Annotated in this window: 24 protein-coding genes; 10 read left to right on the forward strand and 14 right to left on the reverse strand. The window is 64.3% G+C overall.

The window, feature by feature from the left end; translation table 11 throughout:
• Positions 1-101 precede the first annotated feature (101 nt).
• From H0O22_RS10780 to acnB, 5 genes are all read right to left on the reverse strand, one after another.
• Positions 102-890, reverse strand: coding sequence for a hypothetical protein (locus H0O22_RS10780; RefSeq protein WP_185186654.1), 789 nt, complete (start codon positions 888-890; stop codon positions 102-104).
• A 36-nt stretch (positions 891-926) separates the two neighbouring features.
• Positions 927-2168 carry an inverse autotransporter beta domain-containing protein gene (locus H0O22_RS10785; RefSeq protein ID WP_185186655.1) on the reverse strand — a complete coding sequence of 414 codons (1242 nt, stop codon included), beginning with the start codon at positions 2166-2168 and terminating at the stop codon, positions 927-929.
• A 162-nt stretch (positions 2169-2330) separates the two neighbouring features.
• Positions 2331-2609, reverse strand: a complete 279-nt coding sequence (locus tag H0O22_RS10790) for a hypothetical protein (RefSeq protein WP_185186656.1) — start codon at positions 2607-2609, stop codon at positions 2331-2333.
• Positions 2606-4015, reverse strand: coding sequence for a ClC family H(+)/Cl(-) exchange transporter (locus H0O22_RS10795; protein ID WP_185186657.1), 1410 nt, complete (start codon positions 4013-4015; stop codon positions 2606-2608). The genes H0O22_RS10790 and H0O22_RS10795 overlap by 4 nt, the downstream gene beginning before the upstream one ends.
• A gap of 5 nt (positions 4016-4020) precedes the next feature.
• On the reverse strand, positions 4021-6636 hold the full coding sequence (acnB, locus tag H0O22_RS10800; protein ID WP_185186658.1) for a bifunctional aconitate hydratase 2/2-methylisocitrate dehydratase: 2616 nt from the start codon (positions 6634-6636) through the stop codon (positions 4021-4023).
• A gap of 137 nt (positions 6637-6773) precedes the next feature.
• Here acnB and H0O22_RS10805 point away from each other — a divergent pair, with 137 nt between their 5' ends.
• Positions 6774-7847, forward strand: a complete 1074-nt coding sequence (locus H0O22_RS10805) for a 3-deoxy-7-phosphoheptulonate synthase (RefSeq protein ID WP_185188402.1) — start codon at positions 6774-6776, stop codon at positions 7845-7847.
• A gap of 146 nt (positions 7848-7993) precedes the next feature.
• Positions 7994-8329 (forward strand): hypothetical protein, encoded by a 336-nt coding sequence (locus H0O22_RS10810; protein WP_185186659.1) that lies wholly within the window; start codon positions 7994-7996, stop codon positions 8327-8329.
• Here H0O22_RS10810 and H0O22_RS10815 read toward each other — a convergent pair.
• The 4 genes from H0O22_RS10815 to H0O22_RS10830 form a co-directional block, all read right to left on the reverse strand.
• A complete protein-coding gene (locus H0O22_RS10815) occupies positions 8319-8987 on the reverse strand; it encodes a diacylglycerol/polyprenol kinase family protein (RefSeq protein ID WP_185186660.1) in 669 nt (222 codons plus the stop codon). The genes H0O22_RS10810 and H0O22_RS10815 overlap by 11 nt on opposite strands.
• A 19-nt stretch (positions 8988-9006) precedes the next feature.
• Positions 9007-9972: an RpoD/SigA family RNA polymerase sigma factor gene (locus tag H0O22_RS10820; RefSeq protein ID WP_185186661.1), complete on the reverse strand. Its 966-nt coding sequence runs from the start codon at positions 9970-9972 to the stop codon at positions 9007-9009.
• 193 nt (positions 9973-10165) lie between these two features.
• Complete coding sequence (gene ppk1, locus H0O22_RS10825; RefSeq protein WP_185186662.1) at positions 10166-12310, reverse strand: polyphosphate kinase 1; 2145 nt, start codon at positions 12308-12310, stop codon at positions 10166-10168.
• A gap of 36 nt (positions 12311-12346) precedes the next feature.
• Positions 12347-13600 (reverse strand): MFS transporter, encoded by a 1254-nt coding sequence (locus H0O22_RS10830; protein ID WP_185186663.1) that lies wholly within the window; start codon positions 13598-13600, stop codon positions 12347-12349.
• Positions 13601-13640: 40 nt separating this feature from the next.
• Between H0O22_RS10830 and moaC the strand changes: the two genes are divergently transcribed.
• Together moaC and H0O22_RS10840 are read left to right on the forward strand one after the other, a co-directional pair.
• A complete protein-coding gene (gene moaC / locus H0O22_RS10835; RefSeq protein WP_185186664.1) occupies positions 13641-14156 on the forward strand; it encodes a cyclic pyranopterin monophosphate synthase MoaC in 516 nt (171 codons plus the stop codon).
• Positions 14149-15384: a molybdopterin molybdotransferase MoeA gene (locus H0O22_RS10840; RefSeq protein ID WP_185188403.1), complete on the forward strand. Its 1236-nt coding sequence runs from the start codon at positions 14149-14151 to the stop codon at positions 15382-15384. The genes moaC and H0O22_RS10840 overlap by 8 nt, the downstream gene beginning before the upstream one ends.
• On the opposite strand, the gene H0O22_RS10845 is transcribed toward H0O22_RS10840, so the two are convergent.
• Both H0O22_RS10845 and H0O22_RS10850 read right to left on the reverse strand, forming a co-directional pair.
• Positions 15381-15833, reverse strand: coding sequence for a molybdenum cofactor biosynthesis protein MoaE (locus H0O22_RS10845; RefSeq protein ID WP_185186665.1), 453 nt, complete (start codon positions 15831-15833; stop codon positions 15381-15383). The genes H0O22_RS10840 and H0O22_RS10845 overlap by 4 nt on opposite strands.
• Positions 15833-16081 carry a MoaD/ThiS family protein gene (locus tag H0O22_RS10850; protein ID WP_185186666.1) on the reverse strand — a complete coding sequence of 83 codons (249 nt, stop codon included), beginning with the start codon at positions 16079-16081 and terminating at the stop codon, positions 15833-15835. The genes H0O22_RS10845 and H0O22_RS10850 overlap by 1 nt, the downstream gene beginning before the upstream one ends.
• Positions 16082-16147: 66 nt before the next feature.
• On the opposite strand from H0O22_RS10850, the gene moaB reads away from it, so the two are divergent.
• Positions 16148-16651, forward strand: a complete 504-nt coding sequence (moaB, locus tag H0O22_RS10855; protein ID WP_185186667.1) for a molybdenum cofactor biosynthesis protein B — start codon at positions 16148-16150, stop codon at positions 16649-16651.
• A complete protein-coding gene (locus H0O22_RS10860) occupies positions 16648-17421 on the forward strand; it encodes a sulfite exporter TauE/SafE family protein (protein WP_255439294.1) in 774 nt (257 codons plus the stop codon). The genes moaB and H0O22_RS10860 overlap by 4 nt, the downstream gene beginning before the upstream one ends.
• Here the strand turns inward: H0O22_RS10860 and moaA are convergent.
• The gene (gene moaA, locus H0O22_RS10865; protein ID WP_185186668.1) at positions 17418-18446 is read right to left on the reverse strand and encodes a GTP 3',8-cyclase MoaA; all 1029 of its coding nucleotides are present in this window, start codon (positions 18444-18446) and stop codon (positions 17418-17420) included. The genes H0O22_RS10860 and moaA overlap by 4 nt on opposite strands.
• Positions 18443-19030, reverse strand: a complete 588-nt coding sequence (locus tag H0O22_RS10870) for a molybdenum cofactor guanylyltransferase (protein ID WP_255439295.1) — start codon at positions 19028-19030, stop codon at positions 18443-18445. The genes moaA and H0O22_RS10870 overlap by 4 nt, the downstream gene beginning before the upstream one ends.
• 268 nt (positions 19031-19298) lie before the next feature.
• Here H0O22_RS10870 and H0O22_RS10875 point away from each other — a divergent pair, with 268 nt between their 5' ends.
• Both H0O22_RS10875 and H0O22_RS10880 read left to right on the forward strand, forming a co-directional pair.
• The gene (locus tag H0O22_RS10875) at positions 19299-20852 is read left to right on the forward strand and encodes a NarK family nitrate/nitrite MFS transporter (protein WP_185186669.1); all 1554 of its coding nucleotides are present in this window, start codon (positions 19299-19301) and stop codon (positions 20850-20852) included.
• An 81-nt stretch (positions 20853-20933) separates the two neighbouring features.
• Positions 20934-23156 (forward strand): nitrate reductase, encoded by a 2223-nt coding sequence (locus tag H0O22_RS10880; RefSeq protein WP_185186670.1) that lies wholly within the window; start codon positions 20934-20936, stop codon positions 23154-23156.
• Here the strand turns inward: H0O22_RS10880 and H0O22_RS10885 are convergent.
• Positions 23137-23604, reverse strand: a complete 468-nt coding sequence (locus H0O22_RS10885) for a nitrate reductase associated protein (protein ID WP_185186671.1) — start codon at positions 23602-23604, stop codon at positions 23137-23139. The genes H0O22_RS10880 and H0O22_RS10885 overlap by 20 nt on opposite strands.
• A gap of 132 nt (positions 23605-23736) precedes the next feature.
• Here H0O22_RS10885 and H0O22_RS10890 point away from each other — a divergent pair, with 132 nt between their 5' ends.
• Both H0O22_RS10890 and H0O22_RS10895 read left to right on the forward strand, forming a co-directional pair.
• Positions 23737-23898, forward strand: a complete 162-nt coding sequence (locus H0O22_RS10890; RefSeq protein WP_185186672.1) for a hypothetical protein — start codon at positions 23737-23739, stop codon at positions 23896-23898.
• Between the two features lie 27 nt (positions 23899-23925).
• Positions 23926-24123 (forward strand): hypothetical protein, encoded by a 198-nt coding sequence (locus tag H0O22_RS10895; RefSeq protein ID WP_185186673.1) that lies wholly within the window; start codon positions 23926-23928, stop codon positions 24121-24123.
• Positions 24124-24129: the final 6 nt, after the last annotated feature.

The raw sequence follows: 24129 nt of genomic DNA on the forward strand, positions 1-24129 counted from the left end.
GGGCACCCTGCTGCGCAGCAGCTGGCTCAAACAGCAGGGTTTCTTGGTTCAGGTCAGAGGAGGATCGCCAGAAAAACTTTAATAGTTGCCGTTGTTGGGTCTTATTTGATGAGACTCAGGACGGGCTGGAATTCTCCGGGAAGCATTATTTGAGGTTCCCCGGTCGCATTATTCGGAACGATTGTCATGCCCGTGTTGGAGACCTTGAACGATACGAGGAGTCCTAGGCAGGCATCTTCAATGACAAATGGGCTGCTTGGAGTGAAGACTCCAACCATTGCTGCTGGACTTGTGCAGTCACTGGCTTTGGAGTAATCGCTGGTTGTCAGATAGGCAATCAGTGATCCGCTGGATACTGACGTGTTGGTCGATGTTGTGCATGTGGTTCCTCCAAAGCTATTGAGAGTTACCAGGGATTCTGCTGCTGTCGATCCGGAAGTGGTGTTCTGAGAAGGTGTGTATGTGCTGGTGGCGGTTGAGTTGGTCGAGAAGTCGGTAGCTGCGCCACCCGAGCTGCCATTGAATGTTGCCGTGATGCCTAGGACGTTTGACATTTTTGCGTAGGCATATGGGTAGGATCCATTCGGTGGTCGTGATGAAGACCCGCCGGTTAAGGCTTGATTGTTGCCGCCCGCGACGTCTACAGTTTGACTTCCCGAGAAAGTGGCGAAGCAGACCTTTTCGTCAAAGCTTTCTCCTGCAAATGGGTCTGAGCTGCAGATTCCCATTTCTGTAATCGTGACGTTGTAACCACTAGGAGTGGCGTAACAGGATGCCGTAAGCACTGCCCCTGATGCGCACTGTGCTTGTTGTGCCTTGCTTGGTGCGGCGGCGACGAGGACGCCAGTGCTGAAAACTGTGAAAAGAGTGGCTGAAAAAAGGCGATTCATGATTCCGTTTGGTTTTGGATTGTGGTCATATCTTGGTTATGTACCGCCTGCTTCATTGGTGAAGTTCTCAGGTTTCCGTACGCGCTCAAGTAGCACCTCATAGCGGCGGCGAACCGGTTGCGTCATCTGCTCCAACAGGTTCTGTTTGGTGTTGTTCTTCGCGTAGGTGACTGGGCGGCCAGTCAGTCGAACGCGCGCGCCAAAGTACGGGCCTGGTTGGTTGTCGATGTCATCGGTCGAATCCACCGGATAGGCGGGGATTTCGTTGGACACCCACAGCTCGAAGTTGGCATGGGGAGTGGCTTGCCAGTTCAGAGATCCCTCGAGTCCACTGTTGTCGTTGTGGTAGCCCGTGTAATCCCAGTTGAAGCCCCGCACGTACATCGCGAGTTGGGGATAGAAGGGCAGGCGATAGCCCAATTCCACATCCCAGCCAGGAACGACGCCTTCTTGGTATTCGATGTCATTAATGACAACGTCTTTCCGTCCCGATCCGTTGATGTACCAGTTGTTGCGCAGCTCAAAGCTTTTCCAGAAGCCCTCGGCGCCAACCCCCCAGCGGGTGTAGGCCACAGGCTGCCCTGCTGTTGTCGAGTAGTTGGTGGTTGCCAGATCCCAGAAGCCGTTCACCCCGACCATCGCCTCATCGCCCAGGCGGTAGCGGCTACCGAGGCCCACGTTGACCTGAGGCTGGGCCGAGGTCTCCAAGGTGACCCGCGCTTGGCCAAACATCAGGCCCATGGGATCACCTTCGCTGTCGTAGCCCAGCGTCTTGAGCCGCATGAAGCTATCGAGGTGGCCCGTCAGGTCGCTACTGGTGGCGGCGTTCAGGCCCAGGGTGGTTTGGGCGAAGAAGGGAATCGTCTTGATTTGTTTGTTGGCGTAGTTCACGCCACTGCTGATCAAGGTGCGGGTGATTTCGGATTGGATCACTCCGCCGAGATCAACACCATTCCCATTGACCAGCGACGAGCCGTACTGGGCGGTGTAACCAGCACCCTTCTGAACAATCCGCTCAAACAGGTTGCGGGGCTGCCGCACTTCGGCCGGACCAAGGCAAGCCTGCGAGCGGGGGGCGACAAACACGTCGCACTTCCAAGGTTGGTGCGTCAGCGGTTTGCCGATCGTGAGTTGGCTTCCCTCCTGGGGCAGTTGGTCGCCACTGATCAGGGGCTTGTCTTTGGTTGTGTCTGGCTCTGGAGTCAGGCCCAGTTCGCTGGCACTCAGTCCATCCAGCTGGGGTGGCAGTTCTTCCGCGTTCGCTCCAGCGCTCAGCATCAGGCTCAGCGGAGCGGCCGCAGCAAAGAAAGCTCGCCGTGGTCGTAATCGACGCCAAATCTCGTTGTTCATCCCCCACACACCAATGGCGTTCGAATGAAATCGCCATTGGTGTATCGCGGCTTACACCTTTGGGCGGTTCGCTGGTTGCCCGGTGTTTGTTCAGCGTGTTACCGATTGGGGACAGAGCTGGCGAATGGTGAAGTTCACCAGGAGTTGATCTTCTGGATTTGGGCCCTCGGGGAAATGCATCGTCCAGGCCTCGGCGATTAGCGCCTCGCTCTCGCCTTCTAGGCGAAGCGCGCAGATCAGCGCCCCGGTTTCCAGGTGCTTGGCCTCGCGCTTCAACGTGCGCACCTCAAAGCCGCTGAAGGGGGTCCGCTGTGCCATGACGGGCAAGCCCAGGCTGAGCCAGAGAAGGACTGAGGCTGTGCGTCTCAAAGGTCCCTCGGGCTCAGCGGTGTGCCCGGCAGTTTCATCTCCCCTTGGGTGCTCGTCGCACTGCTCTGCAGGGCCAGCTGTCGCTGGTAGATCGAGTGCTCGTGGGTGATCCGCGAGATCACGAAGCTGACCACCGCGCAGACAAACAGGGGCTTGAGGATCAGCAGGTCCTTGGTCAGGGCAAAGACCAGGAAGACCGCCGTGATCGGTGTGCGGGAGCAGGCCGCGATGAAGGCCGCCATCCCCGCAAAGACGTAGGTGCTCGGGGCATGGCCCGAGAGGTGTTCGGCGATGCCCGCGGCGGTGAGCCCTAGGGCCCCGCCCAGGGTCAGCATCGGCGCAAACAGACCCCCCGGGGCACCGGTGGCGGCGGCCAGGCCCGTGGCAAAAAACAGCAGCGTGAAGATGCCCACGGCCTTGCTGAGTTCCACGTGGCCATCGACGATGGCGTGCTGCAGCGCCGCGTTGTTGCGGAAGTCAGACGGAAGGGCGGCATAGAGGCAGCCCAAGGCGATGCCCCCCAGCAGCATCCGCACCACGATCTTCCCGGAGAAGAAGCGTTGGCCCAGGGATTGCATCCGCACCACGTAGCGGGTGTAGAGCTCGGCGAGCAGGCCCACCACGATTCCCAAAACGACCAAATAGATCAGGTCCTTCGGCAGAAACTGAATATCCATTTGGTATTCGCTGCTGACCTGGAAGCCCCGCTGGCCCAGGCCGGCGCTTTGTTGGCCGAAGCCTGCCAGACCCATCACATCGGCCCAGAAGCTGCCGGCGAAGGCCGTGCCCAGCACCAGCAACAGCAGGATCGGACCGGATTTCCGCAGCAGCTCCTCAATCGCGTAGAAGAAGCCCCCCAGGGGGGCGTGGAAGACCGCCGCAATGCCCGCGCCGCCGCCGGCCGCCACGATCACCCGCAGCAGGGAGGGGGGCGCCTTGAACCAGCGGGCCATCTGCCAGCCCACGGAACTGCCCATCTGGACTGCTGGACCTTCCGGGCCGAGCGGGAAGCCACTGCCGATGGCCAGGATCCCGGCCAGCAGTTTGACGATGGCCACCTGCAGGTTCATCGGCAGGCTCTGGCGCGAGAGGAAGCGCATCACCTGCGGGATGCCCGAGCCGGCCGCCGTCGGTGCCAGGGTGCTGATCAGCACGGCCGAGAGCAGGCCGCCGATCCCTCCCATCAAGGGCAGGACCAGCCAAGGGCTGGCGGTTTGCAGGAGCCCCAGGCGCCAACTGCCCAGCCAGCCCACACCCGTTTTGAACAGCAGGCCGGCGGCTGCAGCCCCTAGGCCGGTGACGATCAGGGTGAGGACAACGGCAGGCCAGCGCTGCTGGACCATCCGCTCGAGGTTGCGGCTGGTCCTCCAGGACTGCAGTTCCAGTTTCAGGCCGTGGGTCTGCAAGACGCTTAGACCCCTGCCAGTACCTTGGCCTCGTCGTCGGTACTGACCACGCGACCGCTGTCCTCAAAGCCCTCGATCTGATCGAAGTTCAGGTAGCGGTAGAGCTCAGCGCTCTTGGGATCGATCTTGGCCGCGGCGATGGCGAGGTACTGCTCTTTGGTGGGGATCCGGCCCAGCTGGGCGCAGACCGCCGCCAGCTCGGCGCTGCCGAGATACACCTGGGCGCCGTTGCCGAGGCGGTTGTTGAAGTTGCGGGTGCTCGTCGAGAAGACGGTCGTGTTGTCCTCGACGCGGGCCTGGTTGCCCATGCAGAGGGAGCAGCCGGGCATCTCCATGCGGGAGCCGGCCTTCTCGAAGATCCCGTAGTAGCCCTCCTGCTTGAGCATCTCCTCGTCCATCCGCGTGGGGGGGCAGACCCAGAGGCGGGCCGTGTTCTCCCCTTGACCCTCCAGGACGGTCGCGGCGGCGCGGTAGTGGCCGATGTTGGTCATGCAGGAACCGATGAACACCTCATCGATCTGCCCCCCGGCCACGTCGGAGAGGGTTTTGACGTTGTCGGGGTCGTTCGGGCAAGCCAGGATCGGCTCGGTGATCTCATCGAGGTTGATCTCGATCACCGCGGCGTACTCCGCGTCGGCGTCGGCCTCCATCAGGACGGGATTGGCAAGCCACTCCTCCATGGCCTTGATCCGGCGGGCCAGGGTGCGGGCATCGCTGTAGCCCCGGGCAATCATGTTTTTCAGCAGCGCCACGTTGCTGCGCAGGTACTCGCTCACGGTCTCCACTGAGAGCTTGATGGTGCTGCCGGCGCAGGAGCGCTCGGCGGTGGCGTCGGTCAGCTCGAAGGCTTGCTCGAGCTTCAGATCGGGCAGGCCCTCGATCTCCATGATCCGGCCGCTGAAGATGTTCTTCTTGCCGGCCTTCTCCACGGTGAGCAGCCCCTGCTGAATGGCCACGTAGGGAATGGCATTGACCACATCCCGCAGGGTGACGCCCGGCTGCAGGGCGCCGGAGAACTTCACGAGCACCGATTCGGGCATGTCCAGCGGCATGGCGCCGATGGCGGCCGCGAAGGCCACGAGGCCGGAGCCGGCCGGGAAGGAGATGCCAAGGGGGAAGCGAGTGTGGCTGTCACCGCCGGTGCCGACGGTGTCGGGCAGCAGCATCCGGTTCAGCCAGCTGTGGATGATGCCGTCGCCTGGGCGCAGGGCTACGCCACCGCGGGAGCTGATGAAGTCGGGCAGTTCGGCGTGGGTCTTTAGGTCCACCGGCTTGGGGTAGGCCGCGGTGTGGCAGAAGCTCTGCATCACCAGGTCCGCGGAGAAGCCCAGGCAGGCCAGCTCTTTCATCTCATCGCGGGTCATGGGCCCGGTGGTGTCCTGGGAGCCGACGGTGGTCATCAGCGGCTCGCAGCTGGTGCCCGGGCGCACGCCCTGCAGGCCACAGGCCTTGCCGACCATCTTTTGGGCCAGGGTGAAGCCCTTGCCGGTGTCCGCAGGGGCGCTGGGGCGGATGAACAGGTCGCTGGCGGGTAGGCCCAGTTGGGCCCGCACCTTGTCGGTCAGGGCGCGGCCGATCATCAGGGGGATCCGGCCGCCGGCACGGACCTCATCGGTGATCGTGCTCGGCTTGAGTTCAAAGCGAGCCACGATCTCGCCGGCATTGGCTTCACCGGCCGCCCGCTCGATCGTCCCGGCGTAGGGGCGAATCGTGATGACATCGCCGGAGTTGAGGGCGGTCACGTCGCACTCGATCGGCAGGGCGCCGGAGTCTTCCGCGGTGTTGAAGAAAATCGGGGCGATCTTGCCGCCGAGCACCACCCCGCCGCTGCGCTTGTTGGGCACGTGGGGAATGTCGGTGCCGGTGTGCCAGAGCACCGAGTTGATGGCGGATTTGCGGGAGCTGCCGGTGCCGACCACGTCGCCCACGTAGGCCACGGGATGGCCCTTCTGCTTGAGCTCAGCGATCAGGTCAAGCCCGCCGGGCATCCGGGTCTCGAGCATCGCCGTGGCGTGCAGCGGGATGTCCGGGCGGGTGGTGGCGTGGGTCGCGGGGGAGAGGTCATCAGTGTTGGTCTCGCCTTCCACCTTGAAGACCGTGACCGTGATCTCGGCGGGCAGCTCGGGCTTGGCGGTGAACCACTCGGCATTGGCCCAGCTGTCGATCACCCGCTTGGCCTGGGCGTTGCTGGCGGCCAGCTCGAGGACGTCGTTGTAGGCGTCGTAGACGAGCAGGGTGCGGCTGACGCCCGTTGCGGCCGCCTCAGCGATGGCGGCGTCCCCGTGGGAGAGCAGCTCGATGAGGGCGCCGACGTTGTAGCCGCCGATCATCGTGGCCAGCAGCTGGACCGCCTCGACGGGCTGGACCAGGGGGCTGCTGGTTTTGCCCTGGGCCACGGCACTGAGCCAGTCGGCCTTGACGTAGGCCGCTTCATCCACGCCCGGGGGGATGCGCTCGGAGAGGAGATGCACCAGAAACTGTTCTTCACCGGCGGGAGGTGCCTGGAGGAGTTCAGTCAGGGACTGGGTTTCAGCGGCTGTCAGCGGCAGGGCGGGGACCCCTTGGGCTTCTCGCTCCGCAGCGGCGGCGCGGTAGTCGGCAAGGAAGCTGCTGGCAGACATCGGCGCTGGAACCCGGGGGGCTCTCGATCGGTGGACGTCTGACCATTGTTCTTTGCCGCCGGTCCCCCCCGTTGTGACGGACGATGCGACTGGGCTTTTAGGGTGGGTTGCTCCGAGCCCCTTGGATGGTTGCCGGCATGATTCCCACCTCTGATCTCCACGTGGTGGAAACCCGGCCCCTGGTGGCGCCCACCCTCTTGCATGGGGAGCTGCCCCTGAGTGAGGCCGCAGGTCGCACGGTGCGCGAGGCCCGCGAGCGGATCAAGGCCATCCTGCGGGGTGACGATCAGCGCTTGCTGGTGATCGTTGGACCCTGCTCGGTCCATGACGTGGATGCCGCGAAGGAATACGCCAGCGCAATTGCCGAAGAGCACAAGCGCCACCGCGATCAACTCGAGGTGGTGATGCGGGTCTATTTCGAGAAACCCCGCACCACCGTCGGTTGGAAGGGGTTGATCAATGACCCCCACCTCGACGGCAGCTACGACATCAATACCGGTCTGCGTCTTGCCCGCGGTTTGCTGCTGCACCTGGCGGACATGGGCCTGCCGGCGGCCACCGAGCTGCTTGATCCAGTCGTTCCCCAGTACATCGCCGATCTGATCAGCTGGACCGCGATCGGCGCCCGCACGACCGAGAGTCAGACCCACCGGGAGATGGCCTCCGGGTTGTCGATGCCGATCGGTTTCAAGAATGGCACCGATGGCAGTGCGATCACGGCCATCAACGCCATGGAGGCGGCCGCACGGCCCCACCATTTCTTGGGCATTAACAAGGATGGCCAGGCCGCCATCGTCACCACCACCGGGAACCCCGATGGGCACCTGGTGCTGCGGGGCGGTAAGCAGGGCACCAACTACCACCGTGAGGCGATCGAAGAAGCCTCCGCCGCTCTGGTCAAAGACGGGCTGCCGGCGCGGGTGATGGTCGACTGCAGCCACGGCAACTCCAACAAGGACTACCGCCGTCAAGGTGAAGTGGCGGCCCAGGTCGCCGATCAACTGCGGGCGGGCTCCCGCGATGTCATGGGCGTGATGCTCGAGAGCCACCTGGTGGCTGGGAATCAAAAGATCAGCCCCGATCGCGCGGCCTTGACCTACGGCCAGAGCATTACCGATGCCTGCATCGACCTGGACACGACCCGTGAGGTCTTGGCCGGCTTGGCTGATGCGGTGGCCGCGGCGCAGAGCGCTTCTGCCGTTGCGGTTTAGGGCTGGGAATGCATTGAATCAGCACTCGAAGATCGTGAGTGCTAATTGCTATTGAGCTCTGCGAGTGGGGTTGCAAAGTGTTGGTCATGAGCAGAATCTTCTGCTGATCCAATTACTTTGCCGGTAACTGGAAAGCAGGTCTGCCCATGGCCTATCTGTTGCAGTTTTTCGGTCTGTCGGATCCGTTGCAGCTCTTCTATCTGCAGCAGAGCTCCGTTGATGGTGCGGGTCCGGTCTTCACGGGCTTTCGTCCCGTGCAGCTGGATGCCCTGATGGCCTGGGCCCTGGAGACCGCCAGTTGCCGCCAGTGGGATCCTGAGCTCACCCAGCAGAGCGTGATGCAGGCCTGGATGGAGCGTGCTGAGGCGATCCGTCAGTGGCAATTACGCCTGCGCCATGAACCCGGCGAGACCCAGTTGGTGACGGGTCTAGGTAGCCAACGGGATTGGGAGCAGCGCTGTGAGGCGATGCTCAGGGCATAGCGAGTTGCCAGAGGCAAGCCGTGGCTAATGGCACGCTCAAGTTGTCGAGGCCAAAGCCACTCAGTTGTTCCAGCCCGGTGGCGGCGAAGGCGATGACAGCCGCCGCCACCAGGTTGGGTGCAGAGGTCCCCGTTGCCTGGGCGACTCCGATGAGGAGGGCCAGGACCAGCCAGCTGGTGAGGGCCATGGCGGAGGTGCCCACCAGCGATTTGGTTTGCCCGAAGAGACGCCAGCGCGGTGAGTTGATCTGGGGTCCCACCAACCCGGCGAGTCCATCGCCGCAGGCCATGACCAGCACGCCGGCGGCGACGGGCAGCGGTTGCTGGGGCCAGAAGAGGGCCAAGAGAATCGTGATCGAGGCGCCGTAGGCGATCGTCCCGTAGCTCTGGCGTCCGACGTCTTCGACCGCAGGCAGCAGGCGGAAGCGGTGATTGAGGGCTGCGCCAACCGTGACCAGGGCCGCGGCGCCGAGGGCGAAGTCCCGCGGAATCCCAAAGACCCAGGCGAGCAGGACGACGGCGCCGGTGCCGATGTGCACGATCTTGCGGCTCCACTCCTTCTGATGCGGCCAACGCCGGCGAACGGCCAGGGCCGTCAGCAGGACAGCCGCAAGCCATCCCGCGACCGCGGCCACGCCGAGGAGCTGTTGCGTGACCACTGAACTCAGGCGATCCGGCTCAAGCAGCCTGCTGGTAGTTGGTCATCAGGCGCAGCTTGAGGATCGCTTTCGATTCCAACTGACGCACCCGTTCGCGGGAGACATTGATCTGGCGGCCGATTTCCGCCAGGGTCAAGGGTTCCTGGCCGGCTAGGCCGAAGCGCAGTTCGATGATGCGGCGCTCCCGCTCATTCAGCTGCGAGAGCCAAGTGCCGAGGTGTTCCTTCTGCAGGTTGCGATCCATGGAATCCATGGACTCGTTGCTGTTGGGATCGGCGATCAGCTCGCCGAGGGTGCTCCGGTCGTCATCGCCTCGGGCATGGGCGTCGAGGGAGGCGCAGGGAGCACTCTGGGAGATCAGTTCTTCCAGCTCCTGAGGTTGCATGCCCATGGCATGGGCCAACTCCAGGCGATTCGGCTGACGGCCAAAGCGATGGGAGAGCTCGCGGGTGATGCGGCGCATCTTCGAGAGCTTCTCGCTGACGTGGATGGGGAGCCGAATCGTGCGGGCGCTGTTGTCGATGGCCCGGGTCATGCCCTGGCGGATCCACCAGTAGGCGTAGGTCGAGAACTTGTAACCCATGGCTGGGTCGAACTTGTCCACCGCCCGCTCCAGGCCGATGGCGCCTTCTTGAACCAGGTCGAGCAGTTCGAGGCCTTGGTTTTGATACTTCTTGGCGACGCTGACGACGAGCCGCAGGTTGGCGGCCATCATGCGATCGCGGGCGCGGGTGCCCATCCGGATCTGGTGCTTCTGCCGGGCCGTCAGTTCTGCGGCGGGGAGTTCCTGCAGGCGCTTCATGGCCTGCACATGGTGCGCTAATTCAATCTCTTCGGCGGGGGTCAGGAGCGGTACCCGACCGATATTGCTCAGATACCAGCCAATCGAATCAGCACTAAGGCGACCTCCTTGTCGGGATGCGGCGGATCGAGCGGTTGATTTGTTGCTCGAAGGGCCTGAAGCAGCGGGCTTGTTTGCAGGCATGGCAGCTGAGACGCAGGCTTCGGAGGTTGCTTTGGGCTGGCGGTTGTCTCTGCTGGGTAGCAGAGGTGTAGGAAAAGCCGCAAAGCAAATTGATTTGGCCGGAATGTAGCACTTCTGGCCAACGCGAGATGTATGGAATTGGAAGACTTACTGAGGCCTTTTCATTCGTTTTTCTTTCTGTTTGTAGCCCTCGCTACGCCCCCGTCTCCACAGGGATCAGGCCCTTTCTCCAGCCATCGATCAGGTTGGCTTGCACCGCGATGCTCTCGTCCTCGGGGATGCGCCGGCTGAAGCTGCCATCGCTCTGCATGTCCCAGGCGGTGCAGTTGTCATTGAGATAACTGTCGATCAGCCGTGTCAGCCGTTCGTGTAGATCGGGATCTTCCACGGGAACCACGGCTTCGACACGCCTGTCGAGATTGCGACCCATCCAGTCGGCACTGCCGATATACATCTCATGCTCGCCGCCGTTCTCGAACCAGAACAGGCGGGAGTGCTCGAGGAAGCGTCCGATGACGCTGCTCACCCGGATGTTTTCGCTGATGCCGTCGAGGCTCGGTCGCAGGCTGCACATGCCCCGCACCACGAGGTCAATCTGCACGCCGGCCTGGGAGGCCTCGTACAGGAGCGCAATGATTCGGGGATCCACCAGGGCGTTCATCTTGGCCTTGATGGCGGCGGGCTTTCCGGCCTTGGCGTGGTCGATCTCGCGCTGGATCAGCGCTTGCATCTGACGCCTCAGGGTGACGGGGGCGACGAGCAGGCGCCGGAAATCCTGTTGCTTGGAGAAGCCGGTGAGGTAGTTGAACAGCTCGGCGAGGTCCTGTCCCAGTTCCGGCCTCGCCGAGAGCAGACCCAAGTCGGTGTAGAGCGCCGATGTCTTTGAGTTGTAGTTGCCCGTGCCGATGTGGCAGTAGCTGCGCAGCAGATCCTTTTCCTTGCGGACCACCAGCGTGATCTTGGTGTGGGTCTTCAGGCCGATCACGCCATAGACCACGTGGACGCCGGAGCGCTCCAGTTGGCGGGCCCACTGAATGTTGTTGTCTTCGTCGAAGCGGGCCTTGAGCTCGACGAGCACCATCACCTGCTTGCCGTTCTCTGAAGCGCGAATCAGCGCGGCAATGATCGGGGAGTCCTTGGAGACCCGGTAGAGCGTCATCTTGATGGCCAGCACCGATGGGTCATCGGCGGCCTGATTGATGAACTCTTCGACGGACGTGGAGAAGAGGTCAAAGGGGTGGTGCAGGAGCACATCACCGCGGCGCAGCACCGAGAAGATGCTCGTGAATTCCTCGGCCTTGATCGAGCCGTCCTCTAGCAGGCTCTTTTGGGCTCGGGACAGGCTGAGCGCCGTGCGGCCCCGGTGGGGCGCGTCCTTGAGGGCCGGCAGGGGAATCGACAGCAGGCTCATCAGGTCGTCGAGTCCGAGCGGCCCGCCGATGCGATACAGATCCTCTGGATCCACGCCGGTGCCCTCCAGCAGGAGTTCGACGACGGCATCGGGCATCTCGTCGGCGACTTCCAGGCGCACCACTTCCCCGCCCATCCGGCGTTTGCGCAGCCCCTGCTGCAGGGCCTCCATCAAGTCGTCGGCTTCCAGGTCCCTCAACTCCAGGTCCGCATCCCGGGTCACACGGAAGAAGTAGTGCCCCTCCACCTCCATGCCAGGGAAGAGCAGTTGCAGGTTGAAGGCCACCACCTGCTCGAGCGGAACGGCGGTGAAGACCGGTTGGGGCTCGGTGGTGCTCAGCTCAGCGGGCAGTTCCACAAACCGCGGCAGGTTTTTTTGCGGGACCTTGACCCGGGCGAACTGTTGAACGCCGCTGTCGGGATCGCGGATCAAGGCCGCGATGTTCAAGCTGAGGTTGCTGATGAAGGGGAAGGGGTGTGCAGGGTCCACCGCCAGCGGGGTGAGCACCGGGAAGATGGCGCGCTGGAAGTAGTCGTTGACCCAGGCCTTCTGCTTTTTGTTCAGCAGCCGGTAGTCCAGTAGGTGCACGCCGGCTTCGGCCAGCTGGTGCTTCAGGTAATGGCGGTAGTGGGCCTGTTGCTGGTGCAGCAGCGGTGCGAGTTCCTTGCGCACCAGGGCCAACTGTTGGCTGGGGGTGAGGCCGTCGTCGCTGAGTTTTTGAACGTCCGCTTCCACCTGTGACTTCAGGGAAGCCACCCGGACCATGAAAAATTCGTCGAGGTTATTGCTGAAAATCGCGCTGAACTTGGCCTGCTCCAGCAGCGGCGTGTGCTCGCTCAGGGCCTGGGCCAGCACTCTCTGGTTGAAGGCGAGCCAGCTCAGCTCCCGGTTGATGTAGAGCTCGGGAGCCACCACTGGATCAGCCATGGAGGACCCGTCAACTTCTGGGCTTCAACGTAGCAATCAGAAGGGATCTGGAGCGTGTTCGCCGCGACGGGGGAGGCCGCCGGCCACGAGGGCCGCGACCCCGGCCAGGACCGTGATGCCGAGCCAAAAGGGACTGCGCTGACCAACGACGTCGTAGGCCAGACCCGCCAAGGGGGGACCGATGAAACTGCCCAGGCTCTGCAGACCTTGCAGGCTGCCCAGGGCGGCGCCTTGGCCGGAGTCATCGAGGCGTCTCGAGACCAGGGCCCGCAGGCAGGGCGTGACCAGGCCTGTGCCCAGGGCCAGGATCGCCACGGCGGGGAAGACGACGCGGGTGGCGTTCTCGGCGGTGGCCATCGGCACGAGCAGGCAGCCGGCGATCACAAAGCCCAGGCCCGCCAGGGTCAGGCGCCATTCGCCAAAGCGTTTCACCAGGGGCCCGATCAAGCCGCCCTGGACGACGGTGGCGACAACGCCCACCACCAGGAAGGCATTGGCGGCCAGACCCGGACCCCAATCGAAGGCCTGCTTGAAATAGAGGACCAGAACGGCGGTGAAGCCGTTGAAGGCCAGAAAGAACAGGAAGAAGGCTCCGCACAGCCGGCGCACCTGCGGATTGGTGAACACCTTCTGCAGGGCGATCAAGGGATTGAGATCCCGTTTGCGGGGCATGGCCAGCCGTGCCTCCGGCGGATGGGTTTCCGGTAGGAGCAGCAGCACCAGCAGCAGGTTGATCAGGGCAAAGGCCGCAGCGGCCCAGACCGGAAGGGTGACGTTGGTCTGGGAGAGCAAGCCGCCGAAGGCGGGGCCGAGGATGAAGCCCAAGCCAAAGGCCACGCCAATGAGACCGAAGGCCTTCGCCCGGTTTTCGGGGGTGGAGATATCGGCCAACACCGCCCCAGCGGTGGCGGCGGTGCCGCCGCTCACGCCATCAATGAGGCGGGCGGCGAACAGCAGCACGAGCGGAAGGCTGGTGCCGGCGGCCCAGGGGATGGCTTGCCAATCGATGCTGACCGTGACGGCAAACAGGCTCAAGCCCACCACCGAACCCGCCACGCAAATCCCGATCACGGGACGGCGGCCGAAGCGATCACTCAGCGAGCCGATCAGCGGCGTGACCGCAAATTGGGCGATCGCATAACTCCCCGCCAGCAGGCCCAGGGTGCGCCCGTTGTCCGTGAAGCTCGCCAGCAGGAAGGGCAGCAGCGGAAAAACGATGCTCTCTCCGAGCCGATCGTTCAGCAGCGTCAGGAACGCGCAGAGGGAGGTGGAGGGGCGTTTCCAGCTCACAGGGAGGCACCCAGTGTTTGCCACACCATCCCACGGGAGGATGCTGCAACAGGCCGATGAGCGTTTCCCCGTGACTGCCACTCCCCCTGAGCTGAGTCACCTCAATGCCAGCGGCGAGGCCCACATGGTGGATGTCGGTGGGCGGGCCGTGAGTGATCGCGTGGCTGTGGCCGAAGGGTTCATTGAGCTCTCGCCCGAGGCCTTGGCCCTGGTGGTGGAGGGCCGTGCCGCTAAAGGGGATGTGCTCGCCGTCGCGCGGGTCGCGGCGATTCAAGGGGCGAAGCGGACCTGGGAATTGATTCCCCTCTGTCATCCCCTGCCCCTCACCGGTGTTTCGGTGGTGATCGAGCCGGTGGCCGATGGCCTGCGCATCGAGGCTTCGGCCCGCACCACCGGGGTGACCGGCGTGGAGATGGAAGCCCTGACCGCCGTGCAGGTGGGTCTGCTCACCACGTACGACATGGTCAAAGCGGTCGATCCGGCCATGACGATCGGACCCGTGCGGCTCTTGAGCAAGACCGGTGGGCGTCGCGGCGATTGGCAGCGCGATGACTGAGCCCTACCCCAAAGAAGGTTTGCCCCTGGATCAGGCCCGAGCGCTGATCCTCCAAGCCCTCGCGCCTCTCGCGCTCTCGGAGTCCTTGCCTCTGCCTGAGTGCTTGGGACGCACCGTGGCGGAAGCGGTTCACGCGCCAGAGGCGGTGCCTGGATTCCGGGCGTCGATCATGGATGGCTACGCCCTTGCCGGCTCGGAGCAGCCGGCGTTGGGTGACGCCTGGCAGTTGGTCGGTCGCTCCGCGGCAGGGGCCCCGTTCCTTGGAACCCTGCAGCCTGGTCAGGCGGTGCGCGTGCTCACGGGTGCGCTGGTCCCCGAGGGCAGCGGCCGGGTTGTGCCCCAGGAATTGGTGGAAGCCAGCGCTCAGGAGCTGCGCTTGATCAAGGCCTGCGGGGCCAATCCCTGGATTCGCTCCGTCGATGAAGAGACCGCCGCTGGTGGCGTGCTTGCTGAGTCCGGCCTGCGTTTGGGGGTGGCGGAGGTGGCCCGCTTGGCCAGCTGCGGCATTCAGCACTGCCGGGTCTTCTCCAAACCCCGGGTTGGTCTTCTGATCAGTGGGGATGAATTGCTTCCCCCGGGCCAGCCCCGGCAGTTGGGGGAGATTTGGGAGAGCAACTCCACCTTGCTGCGCGGTCTGCTGGAGCGCCTGGGTTACGAGGTTGCCGTGCAACGGGTGGTTGGCGATCAACCGGAGCCATTGCGTCAGGCCTTGCTCGCATTGGCCGAGGACTGCGACGTGGTGGTGAGTACCGGCGGGGTCTCCGCCGGCGATACCGACTGGATCCGTCCCTTGGTGGCGGAACTGGGGGAGGTGCGGTTTTGGAAGTTGTTCCTTAAACCTGGACGCCCCTTGGCCTGGGGGACGGTGGCCGGTACGCCCTTTTTTGGTTTGCCGGGCAATCCCGTCGCCGCCGCTGTGACGGCCTTGCAGCTGCTCTGGCCGGCCCTGCAACGGCTGGAGGGTGCCCAGGTTCAGCTGCTGCCGCGTCTACGGGTGGCCTTGGAGCAGCCCCTGCGGCGGGGCGCCGGCCGCCCGGAGTTGGCGCGTGCCTCCTTGGTGGTGGCCGAGGACGGTCGCCTCTTGGCGCGGGTCGCGGGCTCCCAGGCGTCGTCCCGCATTGGCTCCCTGGCGGGGGCGGACCTGCTCTTGGAGATCCCCGCTGAGCTGGGGAGCCTGGAGGCGGGGGCGGAGTTGTGGGCTCAGCTGCTGCGGCTGCCCATCTTTTAAAGGGGGGTGTTGCCCTCGATCCACTGGCTGGATCCATCGGCGTTCCATTCCCGCTTCCAAAAGGGGGCGTTGTGTTTGAGCTCTTCGAGCAGCTCCTGGCAGCAGCGCTGGGCTGGACCGCGCCGGTCGGCCCAGACCGCGACGCAAACGATGGCCTCGTCCACGGCGATGCGGCCCACCCGATGCTCGATCAGGCAGGCCAGGGCGCCATGGCGTTGGCTGACGGAGGTGGCGATGCGCTGCAGTTCCGCTTCCGTCATCCCCGGGTAATGCTCGAGCTCGAGTGCCACTACGCCATCGCCTGCGCGCACGCGCCCGATGAAGGAGCTCGTGGCCGCCGCCCGCGGGAGGCCGGCCTCCAGGAGTCCCTCCTCCCAGTGCTGCAGCACCTCCAGGGGATCGAACCGCTCTGGATGCAAACGAATCAAGGTCGGGATCGGCCTGTCCATCAGCCCCCACTGATCGGCGGCAGGAAGGCCAGCTCGTCTCCGCTCTCGAGCGGCGTGTCGGCGCTGGCAAAGCGTTGGTTGATGGCCACTCGCACCCCATCGAGGGATCGGGCGAGGCCCAGTTCAGCCCACAGCTGTTTCGCGGTTGTCGGTTCGGCGAGGGGCCAGTCCCGCTCCCCCCAGCCGGCTTGCTCCCTGAGGCTGGCGAAGAGGCGGACGCGGATTGAGCCTGGTGCGCTGGAGCCCATGCTTCAGACGCTACCCAGCGGGGCGGCAAGGTTTGGCAGCATCAAGGCATTGCTTGCATCCCGCGCTTGGGCCTTTCGATTGCGCTGTTGACCGTCTCTGACACGCGGACCCTCGCTGAGGATCGCTCGGGGGCTGCGCTGCAGCAGCGGCTTGAGGGGTCAGGCCATCAACTGTATGAGCGCCGTTTGGTGCCGGACAACCGCTACCAAATCCGCTCCGAACTGAGCCGTTGGATTGCCGATGAGGCGGTGCAGGTGGTCATCAGCAGTGGCGGCACCGGTTTGACCGGACGCGACGGGACGCCGGAGGCCGTCGAGCCGCTCCTGGACAAGACCATCGAGGGCTTCGGCGAGCTGTTTCGGGTGCTCTCCTTCGAGACCATCGGCACCAGCAGCCTCCAGAGCCGTTGCCTGGCCGGCGTGGCCAATGGGACGGTCGTCTTTGTGTTGCCGGGGTCCCTCGACGCGGTGGAAACCGCCTGGGATCGTCTGATCGCAGCCCAGCTCGACGCCACGACCCGTCCCTGCAACTTGGTGCAGCTGTTCCCCCGGTTGCGCGAAGCGCCGTGACGGGCTTGGAGCCCGGGCTGCTGCTCGCCCTGGGGCTAATTGCCTTCCACTATGCCTGCGTCGGCCATGCCGGTGCCTCCGGCTACATCGCCAGCCTGGCCCTCTTCGCGGTGCAGCTGGAGTGGATCCGGCCCATGGCCCTGGTCATGAACCTGGTGGTGGCGAGCCTGGCGAGTTGGCGTTTTTACCGCGATGGCCACCTGCCGGTCGTCGTTCAGCGGCGCCTGCTGTTGCCGCTGCTCTCCTGCTCCATTCCGGCGGCCCTGCTCGGCGGCAGCTTGCGCTTGCCCGGTGAGGGCTTGAGCCTCTTCTTGGCGATCGTCTTGCTCTTTTCTGCCCTGCGGCTTTGCTGGTCTCCCTCAGAGCGCACGGGCGGGGCCGTGGCCTTGCCGCCATGGCCTGTGGTCTTGCTGACGGGCGCGGTGCTGGGCCTGCTGGCCGGGTTGAGCGGGACCGGTGGCGGCATCTTTTTGACGCCGCTGGTGCTGCTCGCGGGTTGGCTTCCGATCCGCCTGGCGGCCGGGGTCTCCTCGGCTTTTATCTGGTGCAATTCCTTGGCGGGGCTCAGTGGTTGGCTGCTGAGCTACGGCGCGTCAGCCCTGCCTCCAGCCCCGCTTTTGCTGGCCCCCTTGCCGCTGGTGGCCCTGGCGGGAGCCCTGGGGAGTTGGTGCGGCAGTCGCCGTTTTCAAGAGGTCTGGATTCGCCGCCTGTTGGCGCTGGTCTTGCTGCTGGCCAGCCTGAAGTTGTCCGGCCTCTTGCCCTTGCCCTAGCCCCCCAGGTAGGCCATCTCCGCTTTGGGCTGCCCCGCGCTGGACGTGCGCTCTTCGCTGTAGCGGTCCTGGCGCTGGTGCCAGAGCTGGCCCATCGCGCGGCGGAGCTGACTTGGGCTCTGCAGCCAAGGCTTGAGGTCTTGGCCTTCGGAGGCGAACAGGCAGGTGTAGGCCATGCCATTGGCGGTGACCCGCAGCCGGTTGCAATCGCCGCAGAAGGGTTGGCTGATCGAGGCCACCACGGCGACCGCGCCGTGGCCATCGCGGTAACGCCAGCGGCTGGCGGTGCCATGGGCGGCACGCCCAAGGGGCTCCAGGGGCCAGTGGTGGCTGAGGCGCTGGAGCATTTCGGCGGCGGGGACGACGTCCTCGGGGGACCAGCCATTGCGGTTGCCCACATCCATCGTTTCGATCAGCCGCAACTCCAGGCCCTGCTCCCGGGCGAGGGCCGCGAGGGGGAGCAGTTGATCGTCGTTGCGGCCGCGTTGGATCACGCTGTTGAGCTTCAGCTCCCCAGCGGCCGGATCAAATCCAGCGGCTTTGGCCGCGGCGATGGCCGCCAGGACCTGCTCCAAGAGCTGCTTCCCCTGCTGCGGCCGGCCACTCATCTCCCCCACCAGCGCGGGGTCGACGGCATCGAGGCTGATGGTCAGGCGTTGCAACCCGGCTTGCCGCAGCCGCAGCGCGCGGGCTGGGCTGAGCAGGACGCCATTGGTCGTCAGCGCGATGTCTCTCAGGGCGCTGAGGGGGCTGCCCGCTGCCCGGCGTCCCTGGTCGATCGCCTCGAGCAGGTCGTCGAGATCGGGGGCCAAGAGGGGTTCTCCGCCGGTGAGGCGCAGGCTGCCGACCCCCAGGCTGCAGGCCGCTTCGATCACCCGCAGCCGCTGCTGCGTGCTCAGCCGGTCGGCGGGCTCCTGCCCGTCGGGTTGGCAGTAGGGGCACGCCAGGTTGCAGCGCGCCGTCAGGGAAAGCCGCAGGACTCCGAGGGGACGCTGGAGTTGATCGGTTGCGGTGCCTGCGCTCATGCCATCAGCCTGGCGCGCTCGGCCGGGGTGTTCGCATTGATCAGCGGCTGGGCGGGGAGCACTACAGCTTGATGGGGGATGGTGGCGAGCCAGGCCTGCCAGCGCCGCTCTCCGCTGGCCAGGACCTCGGCCAGACCGATGCGTTGCTCGGCTCCACCGGGATAGATCCCCAGCAGGGGCTGCAACCGCTCGCCGTCATGGGCCACGGCGGCCTGGCTGGGGGAGTGCTTCCACTGCGCGATCAATGCATCCAGTGCGCTTCGGGTGAGCTGGGGCATGTCCACTGGTGCCACTAGAAGGGCGCTGTCGCTACCCCTGGGAAGGACCAGCTGCAGGGCGTGGAGGGGGCCTTGGGCTGGTGTGGGCTCGAGGGCCAATGCAACCCGCTCAAGTTCGGCGATGAGGTCGGCATGGCTGCTGTGTTGGCTGCAGACCGCCACGGAGGGGCAGACCTGGCTCAAGAGTTCAGCCGCATGGGACAGCCAGCTCCCGCCGTTGGGGTGGGGGAGGGCTGCCTTGTCCTGGCCCATCCGCCGGCTGGCGCCGCCGCAGAGCACTGCTCCCTCGAGCCGCATCGGAGTCATCGCGGCACGATGGTTCCCCGGGAACCCCTTGAAGCGTCGCTGTTGCTACAAAACGGACCTGAACTGTGGCCGTAGCGACAACTGATAAGCGCCATTAATTCCTGTCATTAGAGCCTGCTCTGCTTTGCGCTCGAGTTGTTCTTTGGTAGCTGTCGTTACCCGAGTCTGTGGGTGGCGAGTGGTCCAATCTCTTCAGCGCTTGATGCGCTGTCCCCCTGGTCGCTGCTTTTTTTGAAGGCCTGGGCTCATCCCACTGTCCCTGTCCTCCATGCTTAGCGATCTTTGGTCGCTCCAGGGGAGATATCGCACTCTTCATCTCACCTGGTTCGCGTTCTTCCTGACGTTCGTCGTCTGGTTCAACCTTGCTCCTCTAGCGACAACCGTTAAGGCCGATCTTGGTCTTGATCTTGGTCAAATTCGTACCGTTGCGATCTGCAACGTCGCTCTCACGATTCCCGCCCGCGTGCTGATTGGCATGCTGCTGGACAAGTTCGGTCCCCGTAAGACCTACTCGGGCATTCTTGTCTTCTCGGTCATCCCCTGTCTGCTGTTTGCATCGGCGCAGGACTTCAACCAGCTGGTGGTCGCTCGCCTGCTGCTCTCCATCGTTGGTGCCGGCTTCGTGATCGGCATCCGTATGGTGGCGGAGTGGTTCCCGCCCAAACAAATCGGCCTTGCTGAAGGCATCTACGGCGGTTGGGGCAACTTTGGCTCCGCCTTCTCCGCGCTGACTCTGGTTGCCCTGGCTGGCTTCCTCTCCTTCTCCGGCGGCTTCGAGCTGCCCACTGGCGCCATCTTGAATTGGCGTGGAGCGATTGCTCTGACCGGCATCATTTCGGCCGTCTACGGGGTGATCTACTTCTTTAACGTCACCGACACTCCTCCCGGGAAGACCTACCAAAAGCCAGCCAAGTCTGCCGGTCTTGAAGTCACCTCCATGCGGGACTTCTGGGGTCTGCTGGGCATGAATGTTCCCTTCGCGGCCATTCTCTGCGTGCTCTGCTGGCGCCTGCAAAAGGTTGGTTTCCTGAACGCCGGCACCTATCCCCTGGCGCTCCTCGCTGTTCTGGTTTGGTTTGGCTTCCAGACCTGGGGCATTATTCGCACCAACCGCGACCTGATCAACGGCGTTAAGCAGTACCCCAAGGAGGACCGCTACGAGTTCAAGCAGGTCGCCATTCTGGAGCTCACCTACATCGTGAACTTCGGATCTGAGCTGGCCGTTGTCTCCATGCTGCCCACGTTCTTCGAGACCACGTTTGATCTGCCGAAGGCCACCGCCGGCATCTTGGCGTCCTGTTTTGCCTTCGTGAATTTGGTGGCTCGCCCTGGTGGCGGCCTGATTTCCGACAAGCTCGGCAGCCGCAAAAACACCATGGCCTTCCTCACCGGTGGCCTGGGCATTGGTTACTTGATCATGAGCATGATCAAGCCGGGCACTTTCTCCGGTGGCCTGGGCATCACCGTCGCGGTGTTGATCACGATGCTCGCCTCGTTCTTCGTTCAGGCGGGTGAAGGCGCCACCTTCGCGATGGTGCCCCTGGTCAAGAAGCGCGTCACCGGTCAGATCGCAGGTCTGGTCGGCGCCTACGGCAACGTTGGTGCAGTGGCTTACCTGACGATCTTCAGCCTCCTGCCGATGTGGATGGGTGGCGGCAAGGATCCTTCTGCCGAGATCGTTGCCTCCTCCAACAGCGCCTTCTTCCAGATCCTCGGGATTGCCGGACTGATCGTCGCTTTCCTCTGCTTCTTCTTTCTCAAGGAGCCCGAGGGTTCCTTCTCTGAAGAGCACGCTGACGAGAAGCTGCTCGTCAACGCTTGATCCACCCCATTACAGGGGTCTGTTCGGGGCGGCCATGCTGAGCCGCCCCTTTTTTCTTTTGACGCTGTTTCGGTTGTGGTGATGGCCTCCGGCAACGTGCGCAGCCAATGCCCCTACTGCGGTGTGGGCTGTGGTCTTGAACTGATTCCACCGGCCTTGCCCGGCCAGGCGGTCAAGCGTGATGCCGAGGGCAATCCCATGTGGACGGCTCGGGGTGACCGCCAGCACCCTTCGAGCCTGGGCCAGGTCTGCATCAAGGGCGCGACCGTTGGCGAGACCTTGGGTCGTGGTCGGCTTCGCGAGCCCCTCTACCGCGCCAGCCTGGACGAACCGTTCCAACCCATCACTTGGGAGCAGGCGATGGACCTGCTGGTGGGCCGCATCCGCAGCACCTTGGCCACCAAGGGGCCCGATGCGATTGCGATGTATGGATCGGGCCAGTTCCACACCGAGGACTACTACCTGGCCCAGAAGCTGCTGAAAGGTGCCCTGGGCACGAACAACTTCGATGCCAACTCCCGCCTGTGCATGAGCTCCGCGGTGGCGGGCTACACCCGCAGCCTGGGCTCCGATGGTCCGCCCGCCTGTTACGAGGATTTGGACCACTGCACGGTGGCCTTCCTGATCGGGACCAACACCGCGGAATGCCACCCGGTGCTGTTTCAGCGCCTCTTGAAACGCAAAAAGCGCCATCCCGGCAGCGTGAAGATCGTCGTCGTCGATCCCCGCTTCACGGAGACCGCGAAGGCTGCGGATGTGCATCTGCCGATTGCGCCTGGTACGGACTTGGCGTTGCTCCACGGCCTGGCCCATTTGGTTCTCCGCGAGAACGGTCAGGACCCGGCCTTCATTGACGATCACACCGAGAACTACAAGGCCTTCTTTGATTTGGCGGCCCGCTGGACGCCGCGCAAGGTTGCTCGGTTCTGCAACATTCCAGAAAAGCGGCTGCGGGAGGTGGCGGAGCTCTTCCACCGCCGTGAGCGGGTGCTCAGCCTGTGGTCGATGGGGGTCAACCAGCGGCGCGAAGGCACCGCGGTGGTGGGTGGTCTGATCAACCTGCATCTGTTGACCGCTCAGATCGGTAAGGAGGGTGCGGGTCCCTTCTCCCTGACCGGCCAGCCCAATGCCATGGGTGGACGCGAGGCCGGGGGCTTGGCCCATCTCCTGCCGGGCTATCGCGTTGTGACCAACCTTGAGCACCGCCAGGAGGTGGAACAGGCGTGGCAGTTCCCGGCCGGACGCATCGCGGCGACCCCCGGCTTGGCGGCCTGGCAACAGGTGGAGGCGATGGAGCGCGGTGAGCTGGATCTGTGGTGGGTGGCCGCCACCAACCCGTTGGTGAGCATGCCGGACCTCGATCGGGTCAAGGCCGCGATGCGGCGCTGCCCGTTGGTGGTGGTCAGCGACGCCTACGCCGATACCGAGACCTCCCACTACGCGCACCTGTTGTTGCCCGCGGCCCAGTGGAGTGAAAAGGCCGGGGCGATGACCAATTCGGAGCGTCGGGTGACCTACTGCCCGGCCTACCGCCCCCGCCATGGGGAGAGCCGTCCGGATTGGGAGGTGTTCGCCGAGGTGGGCCGGCGTTTGGGTTTTGAGGAGCAATTCAGCTACGCCTCGGCTGCGGAGGTGTATGCGGAATTCAGTCAGCTCACTGCGGGCCGACTCTGTGATGTCTCCGGCCTCAGTCACGCCTTGTTGGAGGCGGCGGGCCCGCAGCAGTGGCCCTTCCCCGCGGGGGCATCAGCCAGCGGCGAGGCGAAGCGGCTTTACAGCGACCATCATTTCACAACGCCTTCGGGCCGTGCCCGCTTCTGCACGGATCAACCCATGGGTCTGGCGGAGCCCCCCTGTGAGACCTACCCGTTGGTGCTCACCGTTGGCCGGTATCTGGGGCAGTGGCACACGATGACCCGCACGGGGAAGGTCGAGCGGTTGCAGACCATGCACCCCAAACCCCTGTTGGAGGTGCATCCGCAAGATGCCTTGGAGCTGCAGTTAAAGGATGGGGAGCTGGCCGCCGTGAGCTCCCGCCGCGGACACATCACGGCGACGGTGAAGCTCACCGAATGTATCCGCCGGGGCTCGGTGTTTCTTCCGATGCATTGGGGGTTCACCCAGGAGAACGCCTGTGAGGCCAACACCTTGATGCACGATCAGGCCTGCCCGGTGTCTAAGCAGCCGGAACTCAAGGCCTGCGCCGTGATCGTTGCTCCAGCGGTGTCGGTGGTGAAGCCGCTCGAGCAGGAGGCTGGACGGCTCGAGGCGCTGCGCCGTTGGTTTACGCCAGCACTTCGCTGAAGGCCGCCTCCAGGTTGTGGTGGTCATGCCCCGGCCGCGCGAGCTTGCAGAGGGCGAAGCGCTCGAGCTCGTTGAGGGCGGACCACTGCTCAAGCCGGAGGCTGATGCCGCGGGTCTCGGCGGCGGCTGTGAGGAGCTCGGGAATCTCGATGGGGTTCTGCCAGGCCTCCCCCGTTGCGATCGGCAGTGTTTTGGCCTGACCGTCGGCCATGGACTCGGTGCACGCCAGCAGGTGTTGGCGGAGGTGATCGAGGCCCTCCGGCGTGTCCTCCCAGTCGACGAGGCTCTGCCGTTGCGTTTGGTTCAGGGCCAGCCAGTGGTTGAGTTTGAGCTTCACGCCACAGAGATCCAGCTTGCGGCGCACGCAGAGGGGAATGCAGCGCCAATTGCCGATGAAATCGCTCTCGAAGTCAAAGCAATGGCTTGCCGAGGGGGCCTCAGAGGTCACGGCCAGACGGGGTTCTGGTAGTGATTTTGACGCTTCTGGGGATTGCCGGCAGTGGGGTGAACGGTTTGGTGTCAACGGCTCCCAAATGCGTCCGTTGATCTCTGCAAACTCCTTTCAATTCACCGCTCCGCCATGCGTCTCGCCGTTGCTCTTGGGGTTCTGCTCGGTGGTTCCCATGGCTGGCTGAGCAGCGATCGTCTGTTGGCCGGCGCAGCCGCTTGGTCCATCGCGCCAGTGGCTTCCACAACGTTTTGGACCGGTTCAGCTGGCGATGGCTGGCTGGCGTCTCCATAGTGGTTGGGTCGAATCCTTTCTGCCGTCATGGCAACCAAAACTGGTATTGCGGCTCAGGGCCGCCATCCCCTGACCATCGCCACGGGCTTTCTCGGCGCCTTTGTCGTGGCGTCCTTGGGCGTTCAGCTCATCCGTAGCGCTTCTGTCTCGACCGCTGCACCGGCGTCCGTGCAGCCCGTGATTGCTGGTCAAGCCGCGATGTGGCAAGTCCTCGGCGAGCGCTGAGTTCGC

The organism is Synechococcus sp. LTW-R (assembly GCF_014217875.1).
Taxonomy (GTDB): Bacteria; Cyanobacteriota; Cyanobacteriia; order PCC-6307; family Cyanobiaceae; genus Vulcanococcus.

Bases quoted from the DNA above. Each gene is read 5' to 3' on its own strand.
- H0O22_RS10840 (WP_185188403.1), top strand. From the start codon at position 14,149: ATGACTGAGCCCTACCCCAAAGAAGGTTTGCCCCTGGATCAGGCCCGA.
- H0O22_RS10880 (WP_185186670.1), top strand. From the start codon at position 20,934: ATGGCCTCCGGCAACGTGCGCAGCCAATGCCCCTACTGCGGTGTGGGC.
- H0O22_RS10895 (WP_185186673.1), top strand. From the start codon at position 23,926: ATGGCAACCAAAACTGGTATTGCGGCTCAGGGCCGCCATCCCCTGACC.
- H0O22_RS10785 (WP_185186655.1), bottom strand. From the start codon at position 2,168: ATGCTGAGCGCTGGAGCGAACGCGGAAGAACTGCCACCCCAGCTGGAT.
- H0O22_RS10780 (WP_185186654.1), bottom strand. From the start codon at position 890: ATGAATCGCCTTTTTTCAGCCACTCTTTTCACAGTTTTCAGCACTGGC.
- H0O22_RS10820 (WP_185186661.1), bottom strand. From the start codon at position 9,972: ATGCCTGCAAACAAGCCCGCTGCTTCAGGCCCTTCGAGCAACAAATCA.
- moaC (WP_185186664.1), top strand. From the start codon at position 13,641: ATGCTGCAACAGGCCGATGAGCGTTTCCCCGTGACTGCCACTCCCCCT.
- moaA (WP_185186668.1), bottom strand. From the start codon at position 18,446: ATGAGCGCAGGCACCGCAACCGATCAACTCCAGCGTCCCCTCGGAGTC.
- H0O22_RS10810 (WP_185186659.1), top strand. From the start codon at position 7,994: ATGGCCTATCTGTTGCAGTTTTTCGGTCTGTCGGATCCGTTGCAGCTC.
- H0O22_RS10870 (WP_255439295.1), bottom strand. From the start codon at position 19,030: ATGACTCCGATGCGGCTCGAGGGAGCAGTGCTCTGCGGCGGCGCCAGC.
- H0O22_RS10875 (WP_185186669.1), top strand. From the start codon at position 19,299: ATGCTTAGCGATCTTTGGTCGCTCCAGGGGAGATATCGCACTCTTCAT.
- H0O22_RS10850 (WP_185186666.1), bottom strand. From the start codon at position 16,081: ATGGGCTCCAGCGCACCAGGCTCAATCCGCGTCCGCCTCTTCGCCAGC.
- H0O22_RS10890 (WP_185186672.1), top strand. From the start codon at position 23,737: ATGCGTCTCGCCGTTGCTCTTGGGGTTCTGCTCGGTGGTTCCCATGGC.
- H0O22_RS10805 (WP_185188402.1), top strand. From the start codon at position 6,774: ATGATTCCCACCTCTGATCTCCACGTGGTGGAAACCCGGCCCCTGGTG.
- acnB (WP_185186658.1), bottom strand. From the start codon at position 6,636: ATGTCTGCCAGCAGCTTCCTTGCCGACTACCGCGCCGCCGCTGCGGAG.
- ppk1 (WP_185186662.1), bottom strand. From the start codon at position 12,310: ATGGCTGATCCAGTGGTGGCTCCCGAGCTCTACATCAACCGGGAGCTG.
- H0O22_RS10845 (WP_185186665.1), bottom strand. From the start codon at position 15,833: ATGGACAGGCCGATCCCGACCTTGATTCGTTTGCATCCAGAGCGGTTC.